The 18,837-nt window shown below is 70.5% G+C and carries 15 protein-coding genes and 1 pseudogene; 4 read left to right on the top strand and 12 right to left on the bottom strand.

All coding sequences use genetic code 11. The annotated features are described in order from the left end of the window. Nucleotides 1-12 precede the first annotated feature (12 nt). Genes SSPN_RS0118955 through SSPN_RS0118965 form a run of 3 tightly spaced genes read right to left on the bottom strand, consistent with a single transcriptional unit; the run spans nt 13 to nt 3,278 of the window. Nucleotides 13-1,476 (bottom strand): FGGY-family carbohydrate kinase, encoded by a 1,464-nt coding sequence (locus SSPN_RS0118955; RefSeq protein ID WP_010697144.1) that lies wholly within the window; start codon nt 1,474-1,476, stop codon nt 13-15. Beyond that, complete coding sequence (locus SSPN_RS0118960; protein WP_010697146.1) at nt 1,473-2,531, bottom strand: 2-hydroxyacid dehydrogenase; 1,059 nt, start codon at nt 2,529-2,531, stop codon at nt 1,473-1,475. Before SSPN_RS0118960 ends, SSPN_RS0118955 begins: the two co-directional genes overlap by 4 nt. 48 nt (nt 2,532-2,579) lie before the next feature. Continuing rightward, a complete protein-coding gene (locus tag SSPN_RS0118965) occupies nt 2,580-3,278 on the bottom strand; it encodes an HAD family hydrolase (protein ID WP_010697148.1) in 699 nt (232 codons plus the stop codon). A gap of 133 nt (nt 3,279-3,411) precedes the next feature. On the opposite strand from SSPN_RS0118965, the gene SSPN_RS0118970 reads away from it, so the two are divergent. The 3 genes from SSPN_RS0118970 to SSPN_RS0118980 all read left to right on the top strand — a co-directional run bounded on the left by SSPN_RS0118970 (nt 3,412) and on the right by SSPN_RS0118980 (nt 6,271). Then, nucleotides 3,412-4,200 carry a DeoR/GlpR family DNA-binding transcription regulator gene (locus SSPN_RS0118970; protein ID WP_010697150.1) on the top strand — a complete coding sequence of 263 codons (789 nt, stop codon included), beginning with the start codon at nt 3,412-3,414 and terminating at the stop codon, nt 4,198-4,200. A 175-nt stretch (nt 4,201-4,375) separates the two neighbouring features. Beyond that, entirely contained in the window at nt 4,376-5,740 is a 1,365-nt protein-coding gene (locus SSPN_RS0118975; RefSeq protein WP_029535488.1) for an MFS transporter, read from the top strand. A 48-nt stretch (nt 5,741-5,788) separates the two neighbouring features. After that, entirely contained in the window at nt 5,789-6,271 is a 483-nt protein-coding gene (locus SSPN_RS0118980) for a hypothetical protein (RefSeq protein WP_010697158.1), read from the top strand. A 561-nt stretch (nt 6,272-6,832) separates the two neighbouring features. On the opposite strand, the pseudogene SSPN_RS62755 reads toward SSPN_RS0118980, so the two are convergent. The 3 genes and pseudogenes from SSPN_RS62755 to SSPN_RS0118990 form a co-directional block, all read right to left on the bottom strand. Then, nucleotides 6,833-7,492 (bottom strand): annotated as a pseudogene (locus tag SSPN_RS62755) (PIG-L family deacetylase); the annotation flags it as partial. Next, nucleotides 7,489-9,975, bottom strand: coding sequence for a GtrA family protein (locus SSPN_RS0118985; RefSeq protein ID WP_010697160.1), 2,487 nt, complete (start codon nt 9,973-9,975; stop codon nt 7,489-7,491). The pseudogene SSPN_RS62755 and the gene SSPN_RS0118985, both read right to left, overlap by 4 nt. 8 nt (nt 9,976-9,983) lie before the next feature. Continuing rightward, nucleotides 9,984-10,958 (bottom strand): glycosyltransferase family 2 protein, encoded by a 975-nt coding sequence (locus tag SSPN_RS0118990; protein ID WP_010697162.1) that lies wholly within the window; start codon nt 10,956-10,958, stop codon nt 9,984-9,986. A gap of 199 nt (nt 10,959-11,157) precedes the next feature. On the opposite strand from SSPN_RS0118990, the gene SSPN_RS0118995 reads away from it, so the two are divergent. Further along, nucleotides 11,158-13,227, top strand: coding sequence for a S9 family peptidase (locus SSPN_RS0118995; protein WP_010697164.1), 2,070 nt, complete (start codon nt 11,158-11,160; stop codon nt 13,225-13,227). Between the two features lie 52 nt (nt 13,228-13,279). On the opposite strand, the gene SSPN_RS0119000 is transcribed toward SSPN_RS0118995, so the two are convergent. The 6 genes from SSPN_RS0119000 to cmk all read right to left on the bottom strand — a co-directional run bounded on the left by SSPN_RS0119000 (nt 13,280) and on the right by cmk (nt 18,800). Further along, on the bottom strand, nt 13,280-14,113 hold the full coding sequence (locus SSPN_RS0119000) for an aldo/keto reductase (RefSeq protein WP_029535489.1): 834 nt from the start codon (nt 14,111-14,113) through the stop codon (nt 13,280-13,282). Nucleotides 14,114-14,129: 16 nt separating this feature from the next. Next, nucleotides 14,130-15,206: a sensor histidine kinase gene (locus SSPN_RS61705; protein WP_272941744.1), complete on the bottom strand. Its 1,077-nt coding sequence runs from the start codon at nt 15,204-15,206 to the stop codon at nt 14,130-14,132. 5 nt (nt 15,207-15,211) lie between these two features. Beyond that, on the bottom strand, nt 15,212-15,883 hold the full coding sequence (locus SSPN_RS0119010) for a response regulator (protein WP_010697168.1): 672 nt from the start codon (nt 15,881-15,883) through the stop codon (nt 15,212-15,214). 87 nt (nt 15,884-15,970) lie between these two features. Further along, the gene (der, locus tag SSPN_RS0119015; RefSeq protein ID WP_010697169.1) at nt 15,971-17,401 is read right to left on the bottom strand and encodes a ribosome biogenesis GTPase Der; all 1,431 of its coding nucleotides are present in this window, start codon (nt 17,399-17,401) and stop codon (nt 15,971-15,973) included. Beyond that, nucleotides 17,398-18,072, bottom strand: a complete 675-nt coding sequence (locus SSPN_RS0119020) for a lysophospholipid acyltransferase family protein (RefSeq protein WP_010697170.1) — start codon at nt 18,070-18,072, stop codon at nt 17,398-17,400. Before SSPN_RS0119020 ends, der begins: the two co-directional genes overlap by 4 nt. Beyond that, nucleotides 18,069-18,800 carry a (d)CMP kinase gene (gene cmk / locus SSPN_RS0119025; RefSeq protein WP_010697171.1) on the bottom strand — a complete coding sequence of 244 codons (732 nt, stop codon included), beginning with the start codon at nt 18,798-18,800 and terminating at the stop codon, nt 18,069-18,071. Before cmk ends, SSPN_RS0119020 begins: the two co-directional genes overlap by 4 nt. Nucleotides 18,801-18,837: the final 37 nt, after the last annotated feature.

Genomic DNA, 18,837 nt, shown 5'->3' on the forward strand with positions numbered 1-18,837 from the left:
AGGTCTTGAAGGTCAGGAGGTCGCGCCCCACAGCGGGCGGGCGCGATCGATCGTTGCCAGGTATTCGCGGTAGCCGCGCTCGTAGAACTCCACGGCGCTGGGGTTCGGCACCACGGTGCGCCGCGCCGCGGCCCACTCCTCGTGGTCCACCGGCTCGCCGAGCGAGTCCCAGGCGGTCATCGCCGCACCTCGTGCGCCGACGCCCTCCTCGTAGGGCACGTGCAGTGGCCGGCCCAGCACGTCGGCGAAGATCTGGCTCCACGCCGCCGATCGCGCACCGCCGCCGCATGCCGAGACCTCACCGGTCAGGCCCGCGGTTTCGAGGTTGTGCCGCGCCGCGTAGGCCACCGCCTCGCACATCGCGCGCACCAGGTCGGACTGCGTGGTTTCCAGCGACAGCCCGGTGAACTGGCCGTGTGCGTGCGGTTCGACGAACGGCGCGCGCTCACCGGAGCTGGACAGGAACGACAGCGCCGACACCCCGCCGGCACCGGGTTTGCTGTTGCCCAGCAACGTTTCCAGCTGGTCCACGCCCGCTCCGACCATGCTGAGCACCCAGTCCAGGTTGGCGGTGCCGACCATCGCGGGCATCACCCGCAGGTACCGCTCCGGCAGCGGCGTCGCCAGCCACATGCCCGCGACCTCGCCGTCCGGGTCGATGGCGACCTCGTCGCGCAGCACCTGGCAGCCCAGGGTCGTGCCGATCACCAGGCTGCCGTCGCCGACGTTGCCGACGCCGGAGCCGAACGCGCAGGCGGGCAGGTCGAACGGGCCGGCCGACACCGGCAGACCGGCGGGCAGCCCCAGCGCCTTGGCGCTCTTGCCGTCCAGCGCGAACAGCTTGTTCGGCGGGGCCGGTTCGGCCAGCAGCCTGCGGTACTCGGCCACGCCGCAGGCCTGCAGCGCTTCCTGCGAGTAGCTGCGGCTCGGCACGTCCAGGAACGGCAGCGACGCGTCGGAGGCGTCGACCGTGATCTCACCGGTGAAGCGCTGCACGATCGCGTCGACGCAGTACCCGGCGACCACGGCGCGCTCCAGTCGCTCCGGGGAGCTCTCGGCCAGGTGCGCGAGCAGCGGGCCGGCCGAGCCGGGGAACATCCCCGACCCGGTGAGCCCGAAGACCCGCCGCTGCACACCGGATTTCTCCCAGTGGTCCAGCACTTCCGCGGCGCGCGCGTCCAGCCACGAGATGGCCGGGCCGACCTGCTGGCCCTGGTGGTCGCGCAGCCACAGCCCGTCGCCCTGGCCGGTGATGGCCAGGGCCTCGATCGGCTCGCCGACCTGCTCGGCCGCAGCGGCGACCTCGCGCACCACCTGGATCACCGAGCCGATGACCTCTTCGAGGTCCTGCTCGACCCGCCCGCCCGGCAGCCGGTTCAACGTGCTGCGCTTGCTGTGCGTGACCAGCGCCGTGCCGTCGCGGTTGAGCAACGACGCCTTGGTCACCGACGTGCCGACGTCGACCCCGACGATCATGGCCGCAGGCCTTCGAACTTGGCCAGCACTTCCGGGTTGGCGACGAACCGGGGGCGCTCGCCGCCCAGGAACCGGGCGACCTCCCCGGCGACGATGTCGGCGGCGCGGTGCGCGGTCTGGCGGGTCGCCCCGGCCAGGTGCGGGGTGGTGATGACGTTGGGCGCGTCGAACAGCGGCCAGTCGCGCGGCGGCGGCTCGATGTCGTAGACATCCACCGCCAGCGCGCCGAGGTGGCCGGACTTCAGTAGCTCCGGCAGCGGCGCGTAGTCGAGCAGCCCGCCCCGGGCGGAGTTGATCAGCACCGCACCTTCCGGCAGCAGCTTGAGGTTGTCGGCGTTGAGCAGGTTCTTGGTCTCCGGGGTCAGCCGCGCGTGCAGGCTGACGACCGAGCTGCGGCGCAGCAGCGCCTCCAGCTCGACGAGCTCGACGCCGTCGCGGGCGGCGGCCTCGGCCTGCACGAACGGGTCGGACACCAGCACGTGCGCGCCGAATGCCTTCAGGACCCGGGCCACGATCTTGCCGATCGCGCCGTAGCCGACCAGGCCGACGGTCGAGCCCTCCAGCTCGATGCCGGCGTTCTCGTACGCGTAGTAGTCGCCACGCCAGTTACCGGCCTTGAGCTCGGCGTCCGAGCCGGGGATGCGGCGCAGCGCGGCGAGGATCAGCCCGACGGCGAACTCGGCGGCCGCAGCGGCGTTGCGGCCGGGCGCGTAGCTGACGATCACGCCGTTGTCGGTGGCGGCCTCGAGGTCCACGTTCACCGGGCCGCCGCGGCAGACGCCGACGAACTTCAGCTGCGGGCTGTTGGCCAGCACGTCCGCGGTGAACGGCGCCATCTGGGTGGCGGCGATCTCCACGCCGCCGAGCGCGTCGAGCAGCTGCTGCTCGGTGCCGCTGGCCTCGTGGACGTTGCCGACCGGTCCGAACGGCTCGACGGGCCACGGCAGCTTCAGGGTGTTGAACCGCAGGTCGTGCGAACCGGCGCTGCGGCGCAGGGCGTCGACGAACACCTCGGGCGCGACGAAGTGGTCACCTGCGGCCAGAACACTGGTCATGAGGACTCCTTTGTCTTCCTTGCGTGCGGCGGGCAGGATGCCGGGTGCTCAGCTGCCGACCGGCTGGGGCAGCCCGCTCACCAGGCGAGACCGAACGTCGTCCAGGTCGGTGGCGAGGTAGCTGGCCTTGGCCAGGGCGTCCTCGGCCGGCGGGTAGTCGGAGTTCGGGATGGCCACCACAGTCATTCCCGCCGCAGCGGCGGCACGCAACCCGTTGCTGGAGTCCTCGACCGCCAGGCAGTGCTGCGGGTCCTGGCCGAGCTTTTCGGCGGCCGACAGGTACACGTCGGGGCTCGGTTTGCCCTTGGGTACCTCGGCGCTGGAGACGGTAGCCGCGAAGTGCTTGGTCAGTCCGTGGCGATCGAGGACCGCGTCGATGAGGCGGCGCGGCGCCGACGAGGCGAGCGCGATCGGGGCGCGCGCGGCGACCTCGGTGACCATTTTCTCGGCGCCGGGCAGCAGCTCGATCTCACCGCCGTCGAGCGCGGCGATCATGTCGTCGACCACGACCCGCTCGGTCTCGGCCACGGAGTCGCTGGTGGCGCTGAAGTCGGCGAGGAAGGCCGACCACTCGGGCGCGCTCATGCCCTGGACCTGCCGGGTCTGCTCCACGGTCCAGGTCCTGCCGTGGGCGGCGGCGAACTTGGCCCACATCCGCTCCCACAGGTGTTCGCTCTCGACCAGGACGCCGTCCATGTCGAACACGACCGCGCGGTGGGTGCCGTTCGGCCCTTCGGACTGGGTCATCTTTACCTCCCGCCAATCACTGACACGGTCAAATTAACATGACATACGTTAAATGTCACCATTACCGTGATACTTCAGTAAGGCGACCGGTGTCCCACGACAGGCGCCGCGCGCCACGGGGCAAGATGGCCGCATGGCGTCCGCACCGAAGAAGCAGTCCGCTCGGCTCCTGCGACAGCAGAAGATCATCGACCACGTGGTCTCGCAGGGGTTCGCCAGCGCCGCGGAACTGTCCGAGCTGACCGGCGTCAGCCTGATGACAGTGCACCGCGACCTCGACGACCTGGTCACCCGGGGCCTGCTGCGCAAGTACCACGGCGGGGTCTCCGCCCAGCCATCCACGGTGTTCGAGAGCAGCTCGGACTTCCGGCTGCACACCCACACCGCCGAGAAGGAAGCGCTGGCCAAGGACGCCTTGCAGTTCATCAACCCGGGCATGTCGGTGATGCTGGACGACTCGACCACCGCGCTCGCGCTGGCCAGGCTGCTGCCCGAGGTCGGCCCGCTGACCGTGGTCAGCAACTACCGGCAGGTGCAGGAGGCGCTGCGTGACGTGCCGGACATCCGGCTGATCGGCCTGGGCGGCGAGTACTCCCGGACCCACGACTCCTACCTGGGCCTGCCCTGCCAGGAGATGATCAGCGCCTTCTCGGTGGACATCGTGTTCCTGTCCACCTCGGCGATGAACGCACGGCTGACCTACCACCAGGAGCAGGAGATCGTGCTGGTCAAGCGGGCGATGCTGGCCAGCGCGACGACCAAGGTGCTGATGATGGACGCCAGCAAGGTGGCCCGCTCGGCGCTGCACCAGTTCGCCCCGGTGCGCGCCTTCGACCACGTGCTGCTGGCGGGCGAGCTGGACGCAGCGCTGGTCGAGGAGATGCGCGAGCAGACCGACGTCCGCCTGTCCCCGATGGGCTAGCCCCCGGGAGCAGCGGCATCGGACAGCCAGCTTCGTTGTTGATCTTCACATCAGATTGCGATGAATTAACGTCTTGCGCGTTAAACTGAACAAGGTGCATGATAGCCAGCACTCGTCGACCGGGGGTGCGTCCTAGCCGCGCACACCGGGAAGTTCCGATCCCTTGGAGACAGTGATGTCCCAACAGACCTCTGCGGATGCCGAGCCGTTGCGGCCGGCCAGCGCACTCGACCGCATCGGTATCCCCAGGCAGCTGTTCTGGGGCTTCATCGCCGTCCTGATCTTCATGATCGGCGACGGAGTGGAGACCACCTTCCTCTCGGACTACCTGCAGCAACCCGACGGCGGCGGACTGCCCGGCGCGACCGCGGCGTTCGCCACGGTCACCCTCTACGGCGTCGCGGCCATGATCGCCGCGTGGTTCTCCGGGACGCTCTCCTCGATCTGGGGCCCGCGCCGGGTCATGTGGCTCGGCGGCGCCTGGTGGGTGGTTTTTGAGGCGCTGTTCCTGTTCGTCGCGCTGCCGTCGCACAACGCGACGCTCATCGTGGCCACCTACGGCATCCGCGGCTTCGCCTACCCGCTGTTTGCGTTCGCGTTCCTGGTGTGGGCGCAGATCGCCAGCCCAACCAAGATGCGCGGTTCGGTCGCCGGGTGGTTCTGGTTCGCCTTCACCGGTGGTCTGCCGACCCTGGGCGCGGCGCTGGCCGCGGTCTCCATCGGCGTGTTCGGCCTGAGCCAGCACGGCACGCTGGTGCTGTCGCTGGTGGTGGTCACCATCGGTGTGCTCATCGGCAGCTTCGCCGTCCGCGAGGAGCACGGCCTCAAGCCGATCGCCGACCAGACGGTCTCCAACCCGCGCAGCATCAAGAGGCTGGGCGAGGGCGTGGACATCCTCTGGCGCGACCGCCGCACCCTGGCCGGTGGCCTTATCCGCATCGTCAACACCGCGCCGCAGTACGGCTTCTTCGCGATGTTCCCGTTCGTGCTCGGCCCGGCCACCCCGGGCGGCGGCTTCCTGACCGCCCCGCAGCTGGCCACGCTCGCGTCGATCAGCTACGGCGCGAACATCGCCGCGAACCTGTTCTTCGGCGTGTTCGGCGACCGCTTCGGCTGGCGTCGCACGATCACCTGGTTCGGCTGCGTGGGTTGCGCCGTCGCGACTCCGCTGTGGTACTTCACCGCGGTGTCCACCCAGAGCTTCGCGGTGACCGCCACCTTCGGCGTGGTCTACGGCATCCTGCTGGCCGGGTTCGTCCCGCTGTCTGCGCTGATGCCGTCGATGGTCACGCCCAAGGACAAGGGTTCGGCCCTGGCGATCCTGAACTTCGGTGCCGGTGGCGCGGCGTTCGTCGGCCCGGTCGTGGTCACGATCCTGTACCCGCTGGTCGGCGGCGGCGGGGTGGCCATCGCGTTCAGCGCGCTCTACATCCTGGTGGCGGTCCTGAGCCTGCAGGTCAAGGACGTCTGCGACCCCGGTGAGCAGAAGCTGGCGCAGCGCGCCACGCAGCACGTCGCGACGGCCCGGTCCTCGGCGTAAGTTCCGCCGCCGCCGTCGTGAGCCCGCGTCCCGAGGACGCGGGCTCACGTGCATTCGGCCGTCGTCTCCGAGCGCGACAAGGTGGCGGCCGTCCGAGGTGAAGGCGGGCCGTCCGACGATCCGGCCGGGCAGGACGGTCATCGTGGTGCCGAGCACCGCGATCTGCCCTTCGCCGTTGCGGACCGCGACGACCGGGATGTCGCCGTCCAGCACGGCGAGTGCGGGATCGGAGGTGGCAGTGGTGTCGGTGGTGGCGACCACGGACCATCCCGCGTGCTCGCCGAGCACGACCACGCGCCCGCTGGCCGCCTCGCGGAACGCCGCGAACGCCCGGTGGCCGCGGGCCACGGCAACGGATCCGGCCGGGCGGTGAGTTTCCGGCGGCGCGACGAGCCGGGAACCGGTGCCGTCGAGCCGCCAGTGCAGCAATCCGGCCAGCGCGGTGGCGAAAACGTGCGCCTCACCGGTGCCGGTCATGAGCACCGAGACGGCGTCGACGACCCCGGTGCCGCCGAGGTCCGTCCAAGCTGACTGGTCGGCGAACCGGGCGCTCACACCGCCGCGAGCGTTGCGGACCGCGACCAGCACTCTCCCGCCCGGTGCCACGACCGCCGCCGGGGGTCCGACTCGGCCGAGCGGAGTTTCGGTCGGTGGGAAGCCGAGATCCTGCCAGTGGTCCTGCCCGCTTTTCAGGAAGATCGCACCCGTGCGGTCCTGGACCACAAGGGTGTCCGGACCCGCGAATCCCGGCGAACCGTCACGGGGCGCGAAACCCCGGGTGTCCACAACGGACTCATGTGATCCGTTTCCCCTCAACAGCCTTCCGCCCCGCACGTAGACGTATGCGGGCTCGCCGTCGCGACCGGTCGTCGCCCAGTTCGCGTTCCACGGCCAGCGGTGCCGCATGCTTCGCAGCCACGTCGCATAGGGCTCCCCCATGCTCACCTCGGCGTCGTGCGCCGCGTAGCGCGCGAAGATCCCCCGTTTGCCGGCGACGATCTCCGCCGGCAGGTTAGGCGGCGCGTCGGCGACGTTGTAGTCGCGGTAGTGGATCAGGTGCGCCGATCCGGCGGACCGCATCGCGAGCTCCGCGAATCGCGCCGTCATCACGTGGTCGGGGTGGTTGTGGTGGCGTCCCCACTGCGGCTGGTACCGGGGGTCCGGTTCGGGGTCGTGGGTCCGCACGATCGAGGGCGCGAACCTCCGGTAGAGCTCTCCCAGCGCGTTGATGACGGAGGCCCGGTCGTGAATGCTGGTCACCACCAGCGCAGATCCGTCCGGCCGCAGTGCCTCGACTCGTGCCGTTGCGTCGTGCCAGAGGCGGGTCAGCGCATGCCTGCCACCAGCAACGTGCGGATCGTTGTCATCGGGCAGGTTCAGGAACACCAACCGCACCCTCGGCCGATCGCGCAAGGTCTGCACCTCGGCTTGACGGCCCCCGGGCAGCGGCAGCCCGGCACGGGCCCAGACGTCGGGCACCCCGGCCATCGCCGCGAACGCCGCCCTCGCCCCGGCCTGCCGCTGCGCGGCATACCGCCCGGTGGGCCGCACATCGCTCTCCCCCGCCGTCAGGAACACGGTCGTCACGGTCGCTCCGGAGCGGATCGAGATGGCCAGGTCCGGGTTCATGAACAGGATGTCGTCGTCGGGATGCGCCACGACTTGCAGGTGGGAACGCACCTGCGTCGCAGCGGCGGGATCGACGAGCAGAGCGGTCAGCATTAGCGCGATCGCGGCGGCGAATCCTCTCATCTTGTTCGCCTCCCCGGCTGCGGCGCAGCTACCGACAGCGCGAGCGCGAGCAGCGCTCCGGTGCAAGCCAGCAGGAGGTGCAGGGCGAATCCAGGCGGGCTCCAGGACAGCGCGAGCGTGCCGCCGGTCAGACCCGGCGGGAGGCGAACGGTGAGCAGCCCCGCATCAGTTCCGACGACCGGCACCCGGCGTCCGTCCACTGTGGCCTGATAGCCCGGCCAGGCCAGGCGCGCGAAGACCAGCTCGGCCCGGTCTGCGGTTCGGCCGAACCGCACAGTTTCGTGCCGCTGCCCGTGCTGCCGGTCGTCGAGCACCCGCACCCCGCGGCTGGCGCTAAGCCGACCGGCCGGCCACGGCAGGGCCGTTTCCCGTTTGAGCACAACGACATCCGCATCGCGCCGGGTGACCTGCCAGCCCGCCGGAGCTTCGGGAACCTCGCGGAGCCGGCGCTGCACCACGACGTGGGTGACCTTGAGCCGGTCGACCAGCCCATCCGGCTGCCAGAGCCGGTCGTAGGCCTGCGGGCAGGTGGCCCCGTAATAGCTCAGGCAGAGCCGGGTGTGCAGGGCGTCATGCCCGATGCCGGTGTAGGAGACCAGGCTCGCGACCCCTGCAGCCGCGTGCATGTTGCCGAACAGCAAGTGCTTCCAAGCGCTTCGCGAGGCGACGTCGTCCGGTGGGATCAGGGTGCGGTCGGCGATCTGCAACACGGTGCCGCCGTGGAATTCCGCGTAGCGGGTACGGAGTTCGGCGATCGATGTCGGGAAGTTGTAGACGGCGACATCGCGATTCGCCGGAAACCACAACATCTGCAAGGCAAGCGCGCAGGCCGTGCCGAGGTGCAGCACCGCGGCCATCAGCTGCTTGCGGTGCAGGATCAGGACTGCCGCGAGCAGCACGGTGATCACTGCCAGCGACACCAAGTGCTTCGGGGCCAAAGCAGGCCACGCCGCGAACGAGAGATACCCGCCGAGCAACACGGTCCCGGCCGAGCAAGCCAACCGCACCTTGAAGTGATCCGTGCGCAGTCCACGCGAAAGCGACACGGCAAGCAGCACGGCCACCGCCAGGTGGAGCACGACCACATGCCGCAGCGGCCAGCGGAACAGCCACACGTTGGACGGCCCGAGGCACAGCAGGAAGTAGCCGCCCGCGATCAGCGCGGCGCACCGGCAGCGGCGCCACAACCCCCCGGCGGACCGCCAGTCCAGCCAGGCCAGCAGCGGGACGGCGAACCAGGCGAAGTAGGTGGCCGGCACCGACATCCGGAAGGAGCCGAAGGACAGGATCTGCGGCACGAACGAGGGTGTGCTCGCGTTCAGCAGGTCGCCGATGCCCGGCACCAGCTGGCCGATGTTGAACAGCTCGTGCCCGGACCGCCACCCCACCGCCGAGGTTTCCAGCACCGGGAAGAAGATCAACGGCAGGCTCGCCCCGACTGCCACGCCCACCAGGACCAACCGCCGGATTCTCGACCAGTTCCGGCCGGTTTCGGCCAGCAGCCCGGCGAAGACCGCGCCCAGCGCCAGCACCCCGTAGGGGTCACCGGCGGAAACGCACAGATAGCACAGCATCCACGTCACGAACACCGGCAGACGCCCGTCCAGCACACGGCGCAATGCCCACCAGGCCCACGGCAGCCAGGCGAAGCCCATGAGCCCGCCCGCCCAGGTGGCGGCCTGGAAGTACAGCACGAAACCGGATAGCGGCAGCGCCACCGCAAGCACCGACGAGATCCCACGGCCCGCCCCATAACAACGGCAGAGCAGAAAGGTTCCGGCACCGAGCGTGACGAGGAACTGCGTTTTCACCACCGCGGCACCGATCGCGAGATCGCCGAGCCACACCACCAGCAGGCAATCCAGCAGGTGCACGGGATTCCAGATCCCGAACAGCGATTCGGCGGCCAGGTTGCCGCCCATCCACGAGTCGAGGTCCAGCCCGAGCGGCCAGTCCCCGGCGAGCAGCCGCTCGCCCAGCCGGTGCCACATCGGCAGGAACTGTGCCGCGCTGTCGTCCCAGAAGTAGAACGACGGGTTCACCAGCACCGGAACCTGGCTCAACAGCGCGACAGCCACCCCGACCCCGACCGCGCCGCGCCATTCGAGTAGCGGCAGCCGTTCGGGCCTGCTCAGCAGGAAGGTCACGGGCACCACGACCAGACCCGCCGCGACCGGAGCCAGCCTCGAATCGACGTCGAACACCGCCACCGAAACCGCGACGACAGCGGTGCTCAACCCGATCACGGCCAGGTTGGACAGCGGGAACAGCAGCAGGGTGCGCCGATTCGGCGCCACCTCGAAGGTGAACCGGCAGTTGAGCAGGTACGAGCACAGCGTCGCCGCAACGGTCGCGACCAGGTGCGCCAGCAGGTACGGCACCAGCAGCCACAACGCCAGGTAGACGCTGCAGTGCACGGCCGTGTTCGCACCGCCGACGAGCGCGAACCGCAGGAGCTCCGATCTGCTTGTCTTGCACCACATCGCTCCCCCTACGAAGCCAACTCGGCGGCCGGGTGCAACCGGCGCTCGCGGGCCTGCGGGTGGAATTCCGGGCTCGACTCCTTGACCAGGTAGTGGGGCCGGCGCTTGGCCTCGAAGTAGCTCTTGCCCAGGTACTCCCCGAGCACCCCGAGGAACAGCAGTTGCAGCCCGCCCAATCCGACGACCCCGGCCAGCAACGTCGCGTAACCGGGCACGTGCACACCGTCCACAATGGTGTTCGCCACGACGAAGAGCACGTAGGCTCCGGCCAGCAGCGCCACCAGCACGCCCAGGTAGATCGACAGCCGAAGCGGCCTGCTGTTGAACGAAGTCAGCCCGTCGATGCCGTAGTTCACCAGCGCACCGAACGTCCACCGCGAACCCCCACCGCCCCGCGGCACGTTCCGGAACGACACGTACGCCGTGTCGAAGCCGATCCACGCGAAAAGCCCCTTGGAGAACCGGTGGTACTCCGGCAGCGACAGCACCGCGTCGACGGCCCGGCGCGACAGCACCCGGAAATCCCCGGCCCCGTCCTGCAACCGCACGTCCACAAGCCGACCGCACACCCAGTAGTACACTTTGGACAGAGCCGACCGGAAACGGCCCTCACCGTCGCGGCTGCGCCGCGCGACGACCTGGTCGTACCCGGAGTCCAACAGTTCCAGCATCCGCCGCAACAACCGCGGCGGGTGCTGCAAATCGGCGTCCAGCAGCGCAACCCGGCGGCCCCGCGCATGCCGCAACCCGCACAGCATCGCCGCTTCCTTCCCGAAGTTGCGGCTCAGCGACACGTAGCGAAAACGCGGGTTCAGCGCCGCCAACCGGCGCGCCTCCCGCAGCGTCCGATCGGTGCTGCCGTCGTCGACCAGGATCACCTCGTAATCCCGGACGCGTCCGGACAACGCCGCGACCAGCGCGTCGTGCAACCGTTGCAGGCCGCGCTCCTCGTTGAAGCACGGCACCACCATCGAGAGGTACATGGCAGGTCTCATCCCAGGTCGGTCGACCCCCGCTGAACCGGGAAGCCGCTGTGGGCCAAAGCGAATCGGCGTCGACCGTAGGATTCGGGCCGCGCGACACCCCCTACCGACACACGGGCGAATAATCCACCCGTGGAGGCTTTTCGCCGCACCGCCACCCGATCGCGCAAATGCCCGGCGGAAATGGCAGGCTGGCTGCATGCCGTCAGCGTCGTTTCCCCGCCGCAGCGCCCGCACCCAGGGCTTCACCCTGGGCGCGCCGCGGACCGTCACCGCCGGTGCCTCCGTGCTCTTCCTGCGCTCAGCGGGCGGCACCGAACGCAGCAACGCCCTGTGGGCCCTCGACACCGAGACCGGCCAGGAGCGGATGCTCGCCGACCCGGCCGCGCTCCGCACCGACGACGAGGTCTCGCCAGAGGAGCAGGCCCGCCGGGAACGAGCCCGGGAGCGGGCCCTGGGCATCACCGGTTACGCCACCGACCGCGACGGGCACCTCGCCGCCTTCACCATCTCGGGGCGGCTGTTCGTGGTCGACGTCGCGACCGGCGACGCCCGCGAACTGCCGGCGCAGCAGCCGGTGGCCGACCCCAGGCCCGCCCCCGACGGGAACCGGGTGGCCTACCTCTCCGGCGGCCAGCTGCGGGTGATCGATGTGGATGGTTCCGGCGACCGAGCCCTGGCCGAACCGGACGGCGCCGACATCACCTGGGGCGCGGCGGAGTTCATCGCCGCCGAGGAAATCGACCGCCACCGCGGCTACTGGTGGTCACCGGACGGTTCGCGGCTGCTGGCGGCCCGCGTGGACGAATCCCCGGTGCAGTACCTGTACATCGCCGACCCGTCCGCCCCGCTGAGCAAGCCGACGGCCATGCGCTACCCGGCCGCCGGCACGGCCAACGCGGACGTGTCGCTGGCCGTCTTCGACCTCGACGGCAACCGGGTGGACGTCGACTGGGACCGCCAGGCCTTCCCCTACCTCGTCACCGCGCACTGGTCCCGGCACGGTCGGCCGCTGATCGCCGTGGAAACCCGCGACCAGCGCACCCAACTCGTCCTGGCCTTCGACCCCGCCACCGGCCGGACCACCGAGGTACACCGCGACACCGACCCGCACTGGGTGGAGATCAAACCCGGCTGGCCCGCCTGGACCCCGAACGGCGACCTGGTGCGCATCAGCGCGGACGACGGCGCGTACCGGCTGGTCGTCGGCGACCAACCCTGGACCGCCGCGGTCTTGCAGGTGCGGGCCGTCCTCGACATCGGCGACGAGGACATCCTGATCTCCGCCTCGGAGCAGGATCCGACCCAGCTGCACCTCTACCGCGTCACCGCCGACGGTGCCCGGCAGGTCACCCACCGGCCCGGTGTCCACATCGGAACCCGCTCCGGTGATGTGCTGGTCGTCGCCACGTCCACGCTGGACGAGCCCCGCACCCGCGTCCGCGTGCACCGCGGTGAGCAGGAAATCGCCGAGATCGGCAATCAGGCCGACGACCCCGAGATGAAGCTCAACGTCGAACTGCTCAGCCTCGGCGACCGCGAGCTGTGCAGCGCCCTGCTGCTGCCAAACGACTACGACCCGGCCGACGGCCCGCTGCCGGTATTGCTGGACCCCTACGGCGGCCCGCACGCGCAACGCGTCCTCTCCCGCCAGCAGGGCTACCTGACGTCGCAGTGGTTCGCCGACCAGGGCTTCGCGGTGCTGGTCACCGACGGCCGCGGAACGGGCGGGCGAGGCCCCGAATGGGACCGAGCCGTCGCCGGTGACCTAGCGGGCCCGCCGCTGCAGGACCAGGTCGACGCCCTGCACGCAGCCGCCGAACAACACCCCGAACTCGACCTCGGCCGGGTCGCCATCCGCGGCTGGTCCTTCGGCGGCTACCTCGCTGCGCTGGCCGTGCTGCGCCGCCCGGACGTCTTCCACGCCGCAGTCGTTGGTGCCGGGGTGGTCGACTGGCGGCTGTACGACACCCACTACACCGAGCGCTACCTAGGCGACCCCAACGAAGTCCCCGACGTCTACGTGAAGAACTCGCTGCTCGCCGACGCCGGCAACCTGGAACGCCCGATGCTGATCGTGCACGGCACCGTGGACGACAACGTCGTCCTAGCCCACGCACTGCGGCTGTCCGCCGCGCTGACCGCGTGCGCCCGTCCGCACAACGTGCTCCCGCTACCGGGCGTCAGCCACATGCCGACCGAGGAGACCACCACCGAGAACCTCCTGCTGCTCCAGGTGGATTTCCTGCGCAAGTCGCTGGCGCGCTGACGGAAAGCCCTGCTCGGCGGTGGGGACCGAATCCCGCACCGCCGAACAAGCGTCAGAGGAGCTCCAGCGGAACCGGGTGCGGCGGGGCCGGGAAACCCGCGTCGAGCTCCGCGAGATCCGCCGCCGACAACTCGATGTCCAACGCCGCCCGGTTCTCCTCGACGTGCGCTTCCGTGGCCGCCTTCGGGATCGCGCACACCCCGTCCTGCGCCAACACCCAGGCGATCGCTACCTGCGCCGGGGTCACCGAGTGCCGCTCGGCGACCCGCCGCAACACCGGCTCGCCCAACAGCCGCCCCTGCTCGATCGGCGAGTACGCCATCACCGGCAACCCCTGCTGACGGCACCACGGCAGCAGGTCGAGCTCGATGCCGCGCCGCGTGAGGTTGTAAAGCACCTGGTTCGTGACGGACTGCCGACCGAGCTCGCTCGTGAACAACTCCGCCATGTCCTCGGGATCGAAGTTGCTCACCCCGAAATGCCGGATCTTGCCGTCGGCGCGCAACTGCTCGAACGCGTCCAGCGTCTCCGCCAACGGCGTGCTACCGCGCCAGTGCAGCAGGTAGACGTCCAGGTGATCGGTGCCCAACCGCCGCAGACTGCGTTCGCACGCCTCGACGGCGCCACGCCGACCCGCGTTGTGCGGATACACCTTGCTGACCAGGAAAACCTCGTCGCGGCGCCCGGCGATCGCGGCACCGACGACCTCCTCGGCGCCCCCGCTGCCGTACATCTCGGCGGTGTCGATCAGCCCCAGGCCGAGGTCCAGGCCGCGCCGCAGCGCGGCGACCTCCGCCGCGCGCTGCCCACGCCGCTCCCCCATGCCCCAGGTGCCCTGCCCCAGCACCGGCAATTCCTGCCCGCCACGCAGTTGAAGGCCTCGCATGCACACTCCGTTTCAGTCAGCGCTGCTGCGGCAGCACGGCCACCAGCTCGAAGCCACCGTCCTCGGACGGCCCGGCGGCCAACCGCCCACCGGCCATCTGCACCCGCTCCGACAGGCCGGCCAGCCCGGACCCGCCGCTGCCGACCTCGATGGCCGGTCCCCGCCGGTCGGGGGCGCCGTTTGTGACGGCGACGTGCAGCGAGCCCTCGCGGAACACCAGCCGCACCTTGATGTCAGCACCGGGTGCGTGCTTGGAAGCGTTCGTCAACGCCTCCTGGACGACCCGGTAAGCCGCGCGCTCAACCGCAGGCGACACCCCGTGCGGGTCGCGGATCTCCGAGGAAAGCTCCACATCCACACCGGCGGCGCGCGCCCGCACGACCAGCTCCGGGATCGTGCTCAACCCGGCCCGCTGCCTGGGGGCGCCGAGCCCGAGCGTCGCGCGCATCTCGTCCAGCGCCTGCTTCGCCAACCCGCGCAGCCGCCCGGCGGTCTCCTTCGCACCGGGATCCTCGGTGGTGGCCGCCAACGCCGCCGACTCGACCGCGATTAAGGTCACGTGATGTCCCACCGCGTCGTGGATCTCCCGCGCGATCCGGGCCCGCTCCTCCGCGCGCGCCGTCTCGGCCTTCGCCTGCAACTCCGCCTCGGTGGCCGCCTCCAGCTTCCGCAGACTGTCCGCCAGCTGCTCCCGCAACGCCACCAGCGCCCCCAATGCCGTCGGCGCGCCTGCCGCCAGCAGCACGAACGCCACGGTCAGGATGATCGACCCGACCCCCAGCGACTGCATGATCATCACCGGTGCCACGGCGACCGCCGCGGTCAGCAACACCCAGCCGACCAACATCTGGATCCGCGGCTGCGCGCGCCCCAACGCGTACAACGCCACGACCGTCGGCGCCCAACCCAAACCACCGGCCAACGCTGGCATGCACAGCAGCACCGCGATCCGCGGCCACCGCCGCAACGGCAGCAGCGCCGAAGCCACCAAACCGGACACCGTCGCATAGCCGAACGGGTCGGGCGCGGCCAGCACAGCTGCCGCCGGAATCCCGACGACCAGCGCCTCAACGCCGAGCCGAGACCAGCGCACCGAACTCACCGGAAGCCGCCCGCCACGCGCTGCGCGATCAACGCGGCCTGCACCCGGTTCTGCGCGCCGAGCTTGCTCAACACCGTCGACACGTAGCTCTTGACCGTCGCCTCGGTCAGCCCGAGCCGGACCCCGATATCGGCGTTGGACCGACCATCCGCCAACAACTGGAGCACCTGCCGCTCCCGCCCGGACAACCCCTGCACCAGCTGCGTCTCGTGCGCGTTGTCGGACAGACTGCGGAACCTGGGCAACAACCGCGCAGTGATCCGCGGATCCAGCACCGCCCCACCGGCCGCCAGATCGTGCACCGCCCGAACCAGCACCGCGGGCTCCGCGTCCTTGAGCAGGAACCCGTGCGCCCCGAACCGCAAGGCATCGGCCACGTAATCGTCCAGGTCGAACGTCGTCAGCACCGCCGGCACCGGCGGATTCGCCAACGTCGCCAAGTCCCGCAACGCCGTCAGCCCGTCCTTGCCGGGCATCTGCACGTCGATGAGGGCGACGTCGACGCGGTACGCGCGCACCGCGGCCAGCAACTCATCCCCGTTGCCCGCCTCGGCGACCACCCGGATCGAGCCGTCGCCCTCCAACAACACCCGCAGGCCACGCCGCAGCATCGCCTCGTCATCGGCAAGCACAACGCGGATCGGCCCCCCGCCGTCGTCAGCCCGCACCTCTCGGTCACCTCCCTGTTCCGAGGGTCGCCAGCAGACTAGCGGGGCCGCGAAAGCGCAGCGCACACGCCACCCGAGCGCACTGTGTCAGCGGCGCCCGCCCTTGGCCTTCCGCTCCCGCACCCGCACCGAGATCCGCACCGGGCTACCCACGAACCCGAACGTCTCCCGGAACCTGCGCTCCAGGAACCGCCGGTACCCGGCCTCCAAGAACCCGGTGGTGAACAGCACGATCGTCGGCGGCCGCGACTGCGCCTGGGTGGCGAACAGGATCTTCGGCTGCTTGCCGCCCCGCACCGGCGGCGGGTTGGCCGCGACCAGCTCGGAAAGCCAACCGTTCAACCGGCCGGTGGAGATCCGGGTGTCCCACGAATCCAGCGCCGTGCGCAGCGTCGGGGCCAGTTTCGCCACCGCGCGACCGGTCTTCGCCGACACGTTGACCCGCTCGGCCCACCGCACCCGCACCAGCTCGCGGTCGATCTCCTTCTCCAACTGGTGGCGGCGGTCCTCGTCGACCAGGTCCCACTTGTTGTAGGCGATCACCAATGCCCGACCGGCCTCGACGACCATAGTGATCACCCGCAGGTCCTGCTCGCTCAACGGCTCGGAGCCGTCGATGAGCACGATCACCACCTCGGCCGCCTCGATCGCGGCCTTGGTGCGCAGCGACGCGTAGTACTCGGTGCCGCTTGCGGTCTTCACGCGCTTGCGCAGCCCGGCGGTGTCGACGAACCGCCACACCTGGCCGTCCAGCTCCACCAGCGAGTCCACCGGGTCCACCGTGGTGCCCGCGACGTCGTGCACCACCGACCGCTCTTCCCCGGTCAGCTTGTTCAGCAGGCTCGACTTGCCCACGTTCGGCTTGCCGACCAATGCCACCCGCCGCGGCCCACCGGTCGCGCCGAAGATCTCGCGCGGCGTCTCCGGGAACACCTCCAGGACGGCGTCCAGCAGGTCACCGGAACCGCGCCCGTGCAACGCGCTGACCGGCATCGGCTCGCCCAACCCCAGCGACCACAGCGAATGCACGTCGGAGACGCCTCGCTGGTCGTCGACCTTGTTGGCGGCCAGCAGCACCGGACGCTTGGACCGCCGCAGCACCCTGGCCACGGCTTCCTCGGTCTCGGTGGCACCGACCCGGGCGTCCACCACGAGCAGCACCGCATCGGCGGTGTGCATGGCCAGTTCCGCCTGCGCGGCCACCGACGCCTGCAGTCCCTTCGCGTCCGGCTCCCAGCCACCGGTGTCGACCACCGTGAAGCGGCGCCCGTTCCACAACGCGTCGTAGGCCACCCGATCCCGGGTGACACCAGGGGTGTCCTGCACGACGGCTTCCCGACGGCCCAGCAGCCGGTTCACCAGCGTCGACTTGCCCACGTTGGGACGGCCGACCACGGCCAGCACCGGCTGCGGCTTCGTCGGCTCCTCGCCCTCGACCGCTTCGACCTCGTCGAACTCAGCCCACTCAGCCTCGTCGGACCACGTGCCGTCCAGGCCTTCCACCGACTCGTCGGTCACGCTCGTTTCCCTCTCGAATAGTCTTGGCTCTGGTCCGCGACCAGCCGATCCAGCTCGGCGATCAGCTCGACCAGTTCGGTGCGCACCGCCTCGGTCGCCACGACCAGCCCGGCGCGGCCTTTGCCCGCCGGCAGCACGATCGGCTCCCCGAACAACACGTCGATCCTCGGTAGCAGCCTACGGCCCGGGCCATCCGGGCGGCGCGTGCCCCGGCAGGCCACCGGCAGGATCAGCGCCTCCGACGTCCGCGCCAACCACGCCGCACCGTGCTGCGCATTGGTCACATCGCCATCACCCCGGGTGCCCTCCGGGAACACCCCGACGAGACCACCGGCCCGCAGCACCCGCACCGCCGCCAGCAGCGGGGCGCGGTCCGGCGCACCGCGGCGCACCCCGATCTGCCCGATGCGGCGCAGGAACCAGCCCAGCGCACCGCGGAACATCTCCTGCTTGATCAGGAACACCGCGTGGCGCGGGATCATTCCGAACAGCAGCGGCCCGTCCATCATCGAACTGTGGTTGGCCACCAGTACCACCGGGCCCGTGCGCGGGATCCGCTCCGCGCCGTGGATCCGCACCCGGTACGGCAGCTGCACGATCCGGCGCGAAATCCACTGGCCGCACCGGTGCATTCCACCGGACGCGCCCTCGGGCAGGGTCTCGTCGCTCATGGCGTCGTCCGCTCCGCCGCGACCAGCAGGCCACGGCACTCCACGTGCTTGCGCAACTGCGTGAGCACCTCCACCACACCCAGGTCCGTGGTGTCGAGCTCCACCGCGTCGTCGGCCTTGCGCAGCGGCGCCACCTTCCGCCCCGAGTCCAGCGCATCGCGGCGCTGCACGTCCGCGTGGGTCCGGTCCAGGTCACCGGCCCGTCCCTCGGAGACGTCCTGCGCCGTGCGGCGCTGCGCGCGGGCGTGCGCGGACGCCGTCAGGTAGACCTTCAAACCCGCATCCGGGGCCACCACGGTGCCGATGTCGCGTCCCTCGACGACCATGCCGCCTGGCGACACCAGCGCCTCACCGATCAGCTTCCGCTGGTGGGCGACCAACTGCTCCCGCACCTCGGCGACCGCCGACACCGCCGACACCGCGCCGGTCACCTCCGGCCCGCGGATCTCCCGCCCCACGTCCGAGCCGTCCAGGAAGATCTCAGGGCCCTCCGGATCGGTGCCCACCGTCAGCCGCGCTGCGCGCACCACGCCTGCCACTGCGGCCGGATCCGACGGGTCGACCTCGGCGCGCAGCACCGCCAGCGTCACGGCGCGGTACATCGCTCCGGTGTCGAGGTAGGTAGCCCCCAATGCGAACGCCAACTTGCGGGACACCGTCGACTTGCCGGTGCCCGAAGGGCCGTCGAGCGCCACCACACCAAGGAGCCTGGCGTGTGCCACGTGCATGTCCTTCCCGAGCCGGAACCGATCGGCCCGACACCCG

Origin of the sequence: Saccharopolyspora spinosa NRRL 18395, from assembly GCF_000194155.1 — a bacterium.
GTDB classification, from domain to species: Bacteria; Actinomycetota; Actinomycetes; order Mycobacteriales; family Pseudonocardiaceae; genus Saccharopolyspora; species Saccharopolyspora spinosa.

Bases quoted from the DNA above. Each gene is read 5' to 3' on its own strand.
- SSPN_RS0118955 (WP_010697144.1), bottom strand. From the start codon at position 1,476: ATGATCGTCGGGGTCGACGTCGGCACGTCGGTGACCAAGGCGTCGTTG.
- SSPN_RS0118975 (WP_029535488.1), top strand. From the start codon at position 4,376: ATGTCCCAACAGACCTCTGCGGATGCCGAGCCGTTGCGGCCGGCCAGC.
- cmk (WP_010697171.1), bottom strand. From the start codon at position 18,800: ATGCACGTGGCACACGCCAGGCTCCTTGGTGTGGTGGCGCTCGACGGC.
- SSPN_RS0118965 (WP_010697148.1), bottom strand. From the start codon at position 3,278: ATGACCCAGTCCGAAGGGCCGAACGGCACCCACCGCGCGGTCGTGTTC.
- SSPN_RS0119000 (WP_029535489.1), bottom strand. From the start codon at position 14,113: ATGCGAGGCCTTCAACTGCGTGGCGGGCAGGAATTGCCGGTGCTGGGG.
- SSPN_RS0119020 (WP_010697170.1), bottom strand. From the start codon at position 18,072: ATGAGCGACGAGACCCTGCCCGAGGGCGCGTCCGGTGGAATGCACCGG.
- SSPN_RS0118970 (WP_010697150.1), top strand. From the start codon at position 3,412: ATGGCGTCCGCACCGAAGAAGCAGTCCGCTCGGCTCCTGCGACAGCAG.
- SSPN_RS0118995 (WP_010697164.1), top strand. From the start codon at position 11,158: ATGCCGTCAGCGTCGTTTCCCCGCCGCAGCGCCCGCACCCAGGGCTTC.
- SSPN_RS0118990 (WP_010697162.1), bottom strand. From the start codon at position 10,958: ATGTACCTCTCGATGGTGGTGCCGTGCTTCAACGAGGAGCGCGGCCTG.
- SSPN_RS0118985 (WP_010697160.1), bottom strand. From the start codon at position 9,975: ATGTGGTGCAAGACAAGCAGATCGGAGCTCCTGCGGTTCGCGCTCGTC.
- SSPN_RS0118960 (WP_010697146.1), bottom strand. From the start codon at position 2,531: ATGACCAGTGTTCTGGCCGCAGGTGACCACTTCGTCGCGCCCGAGGTG.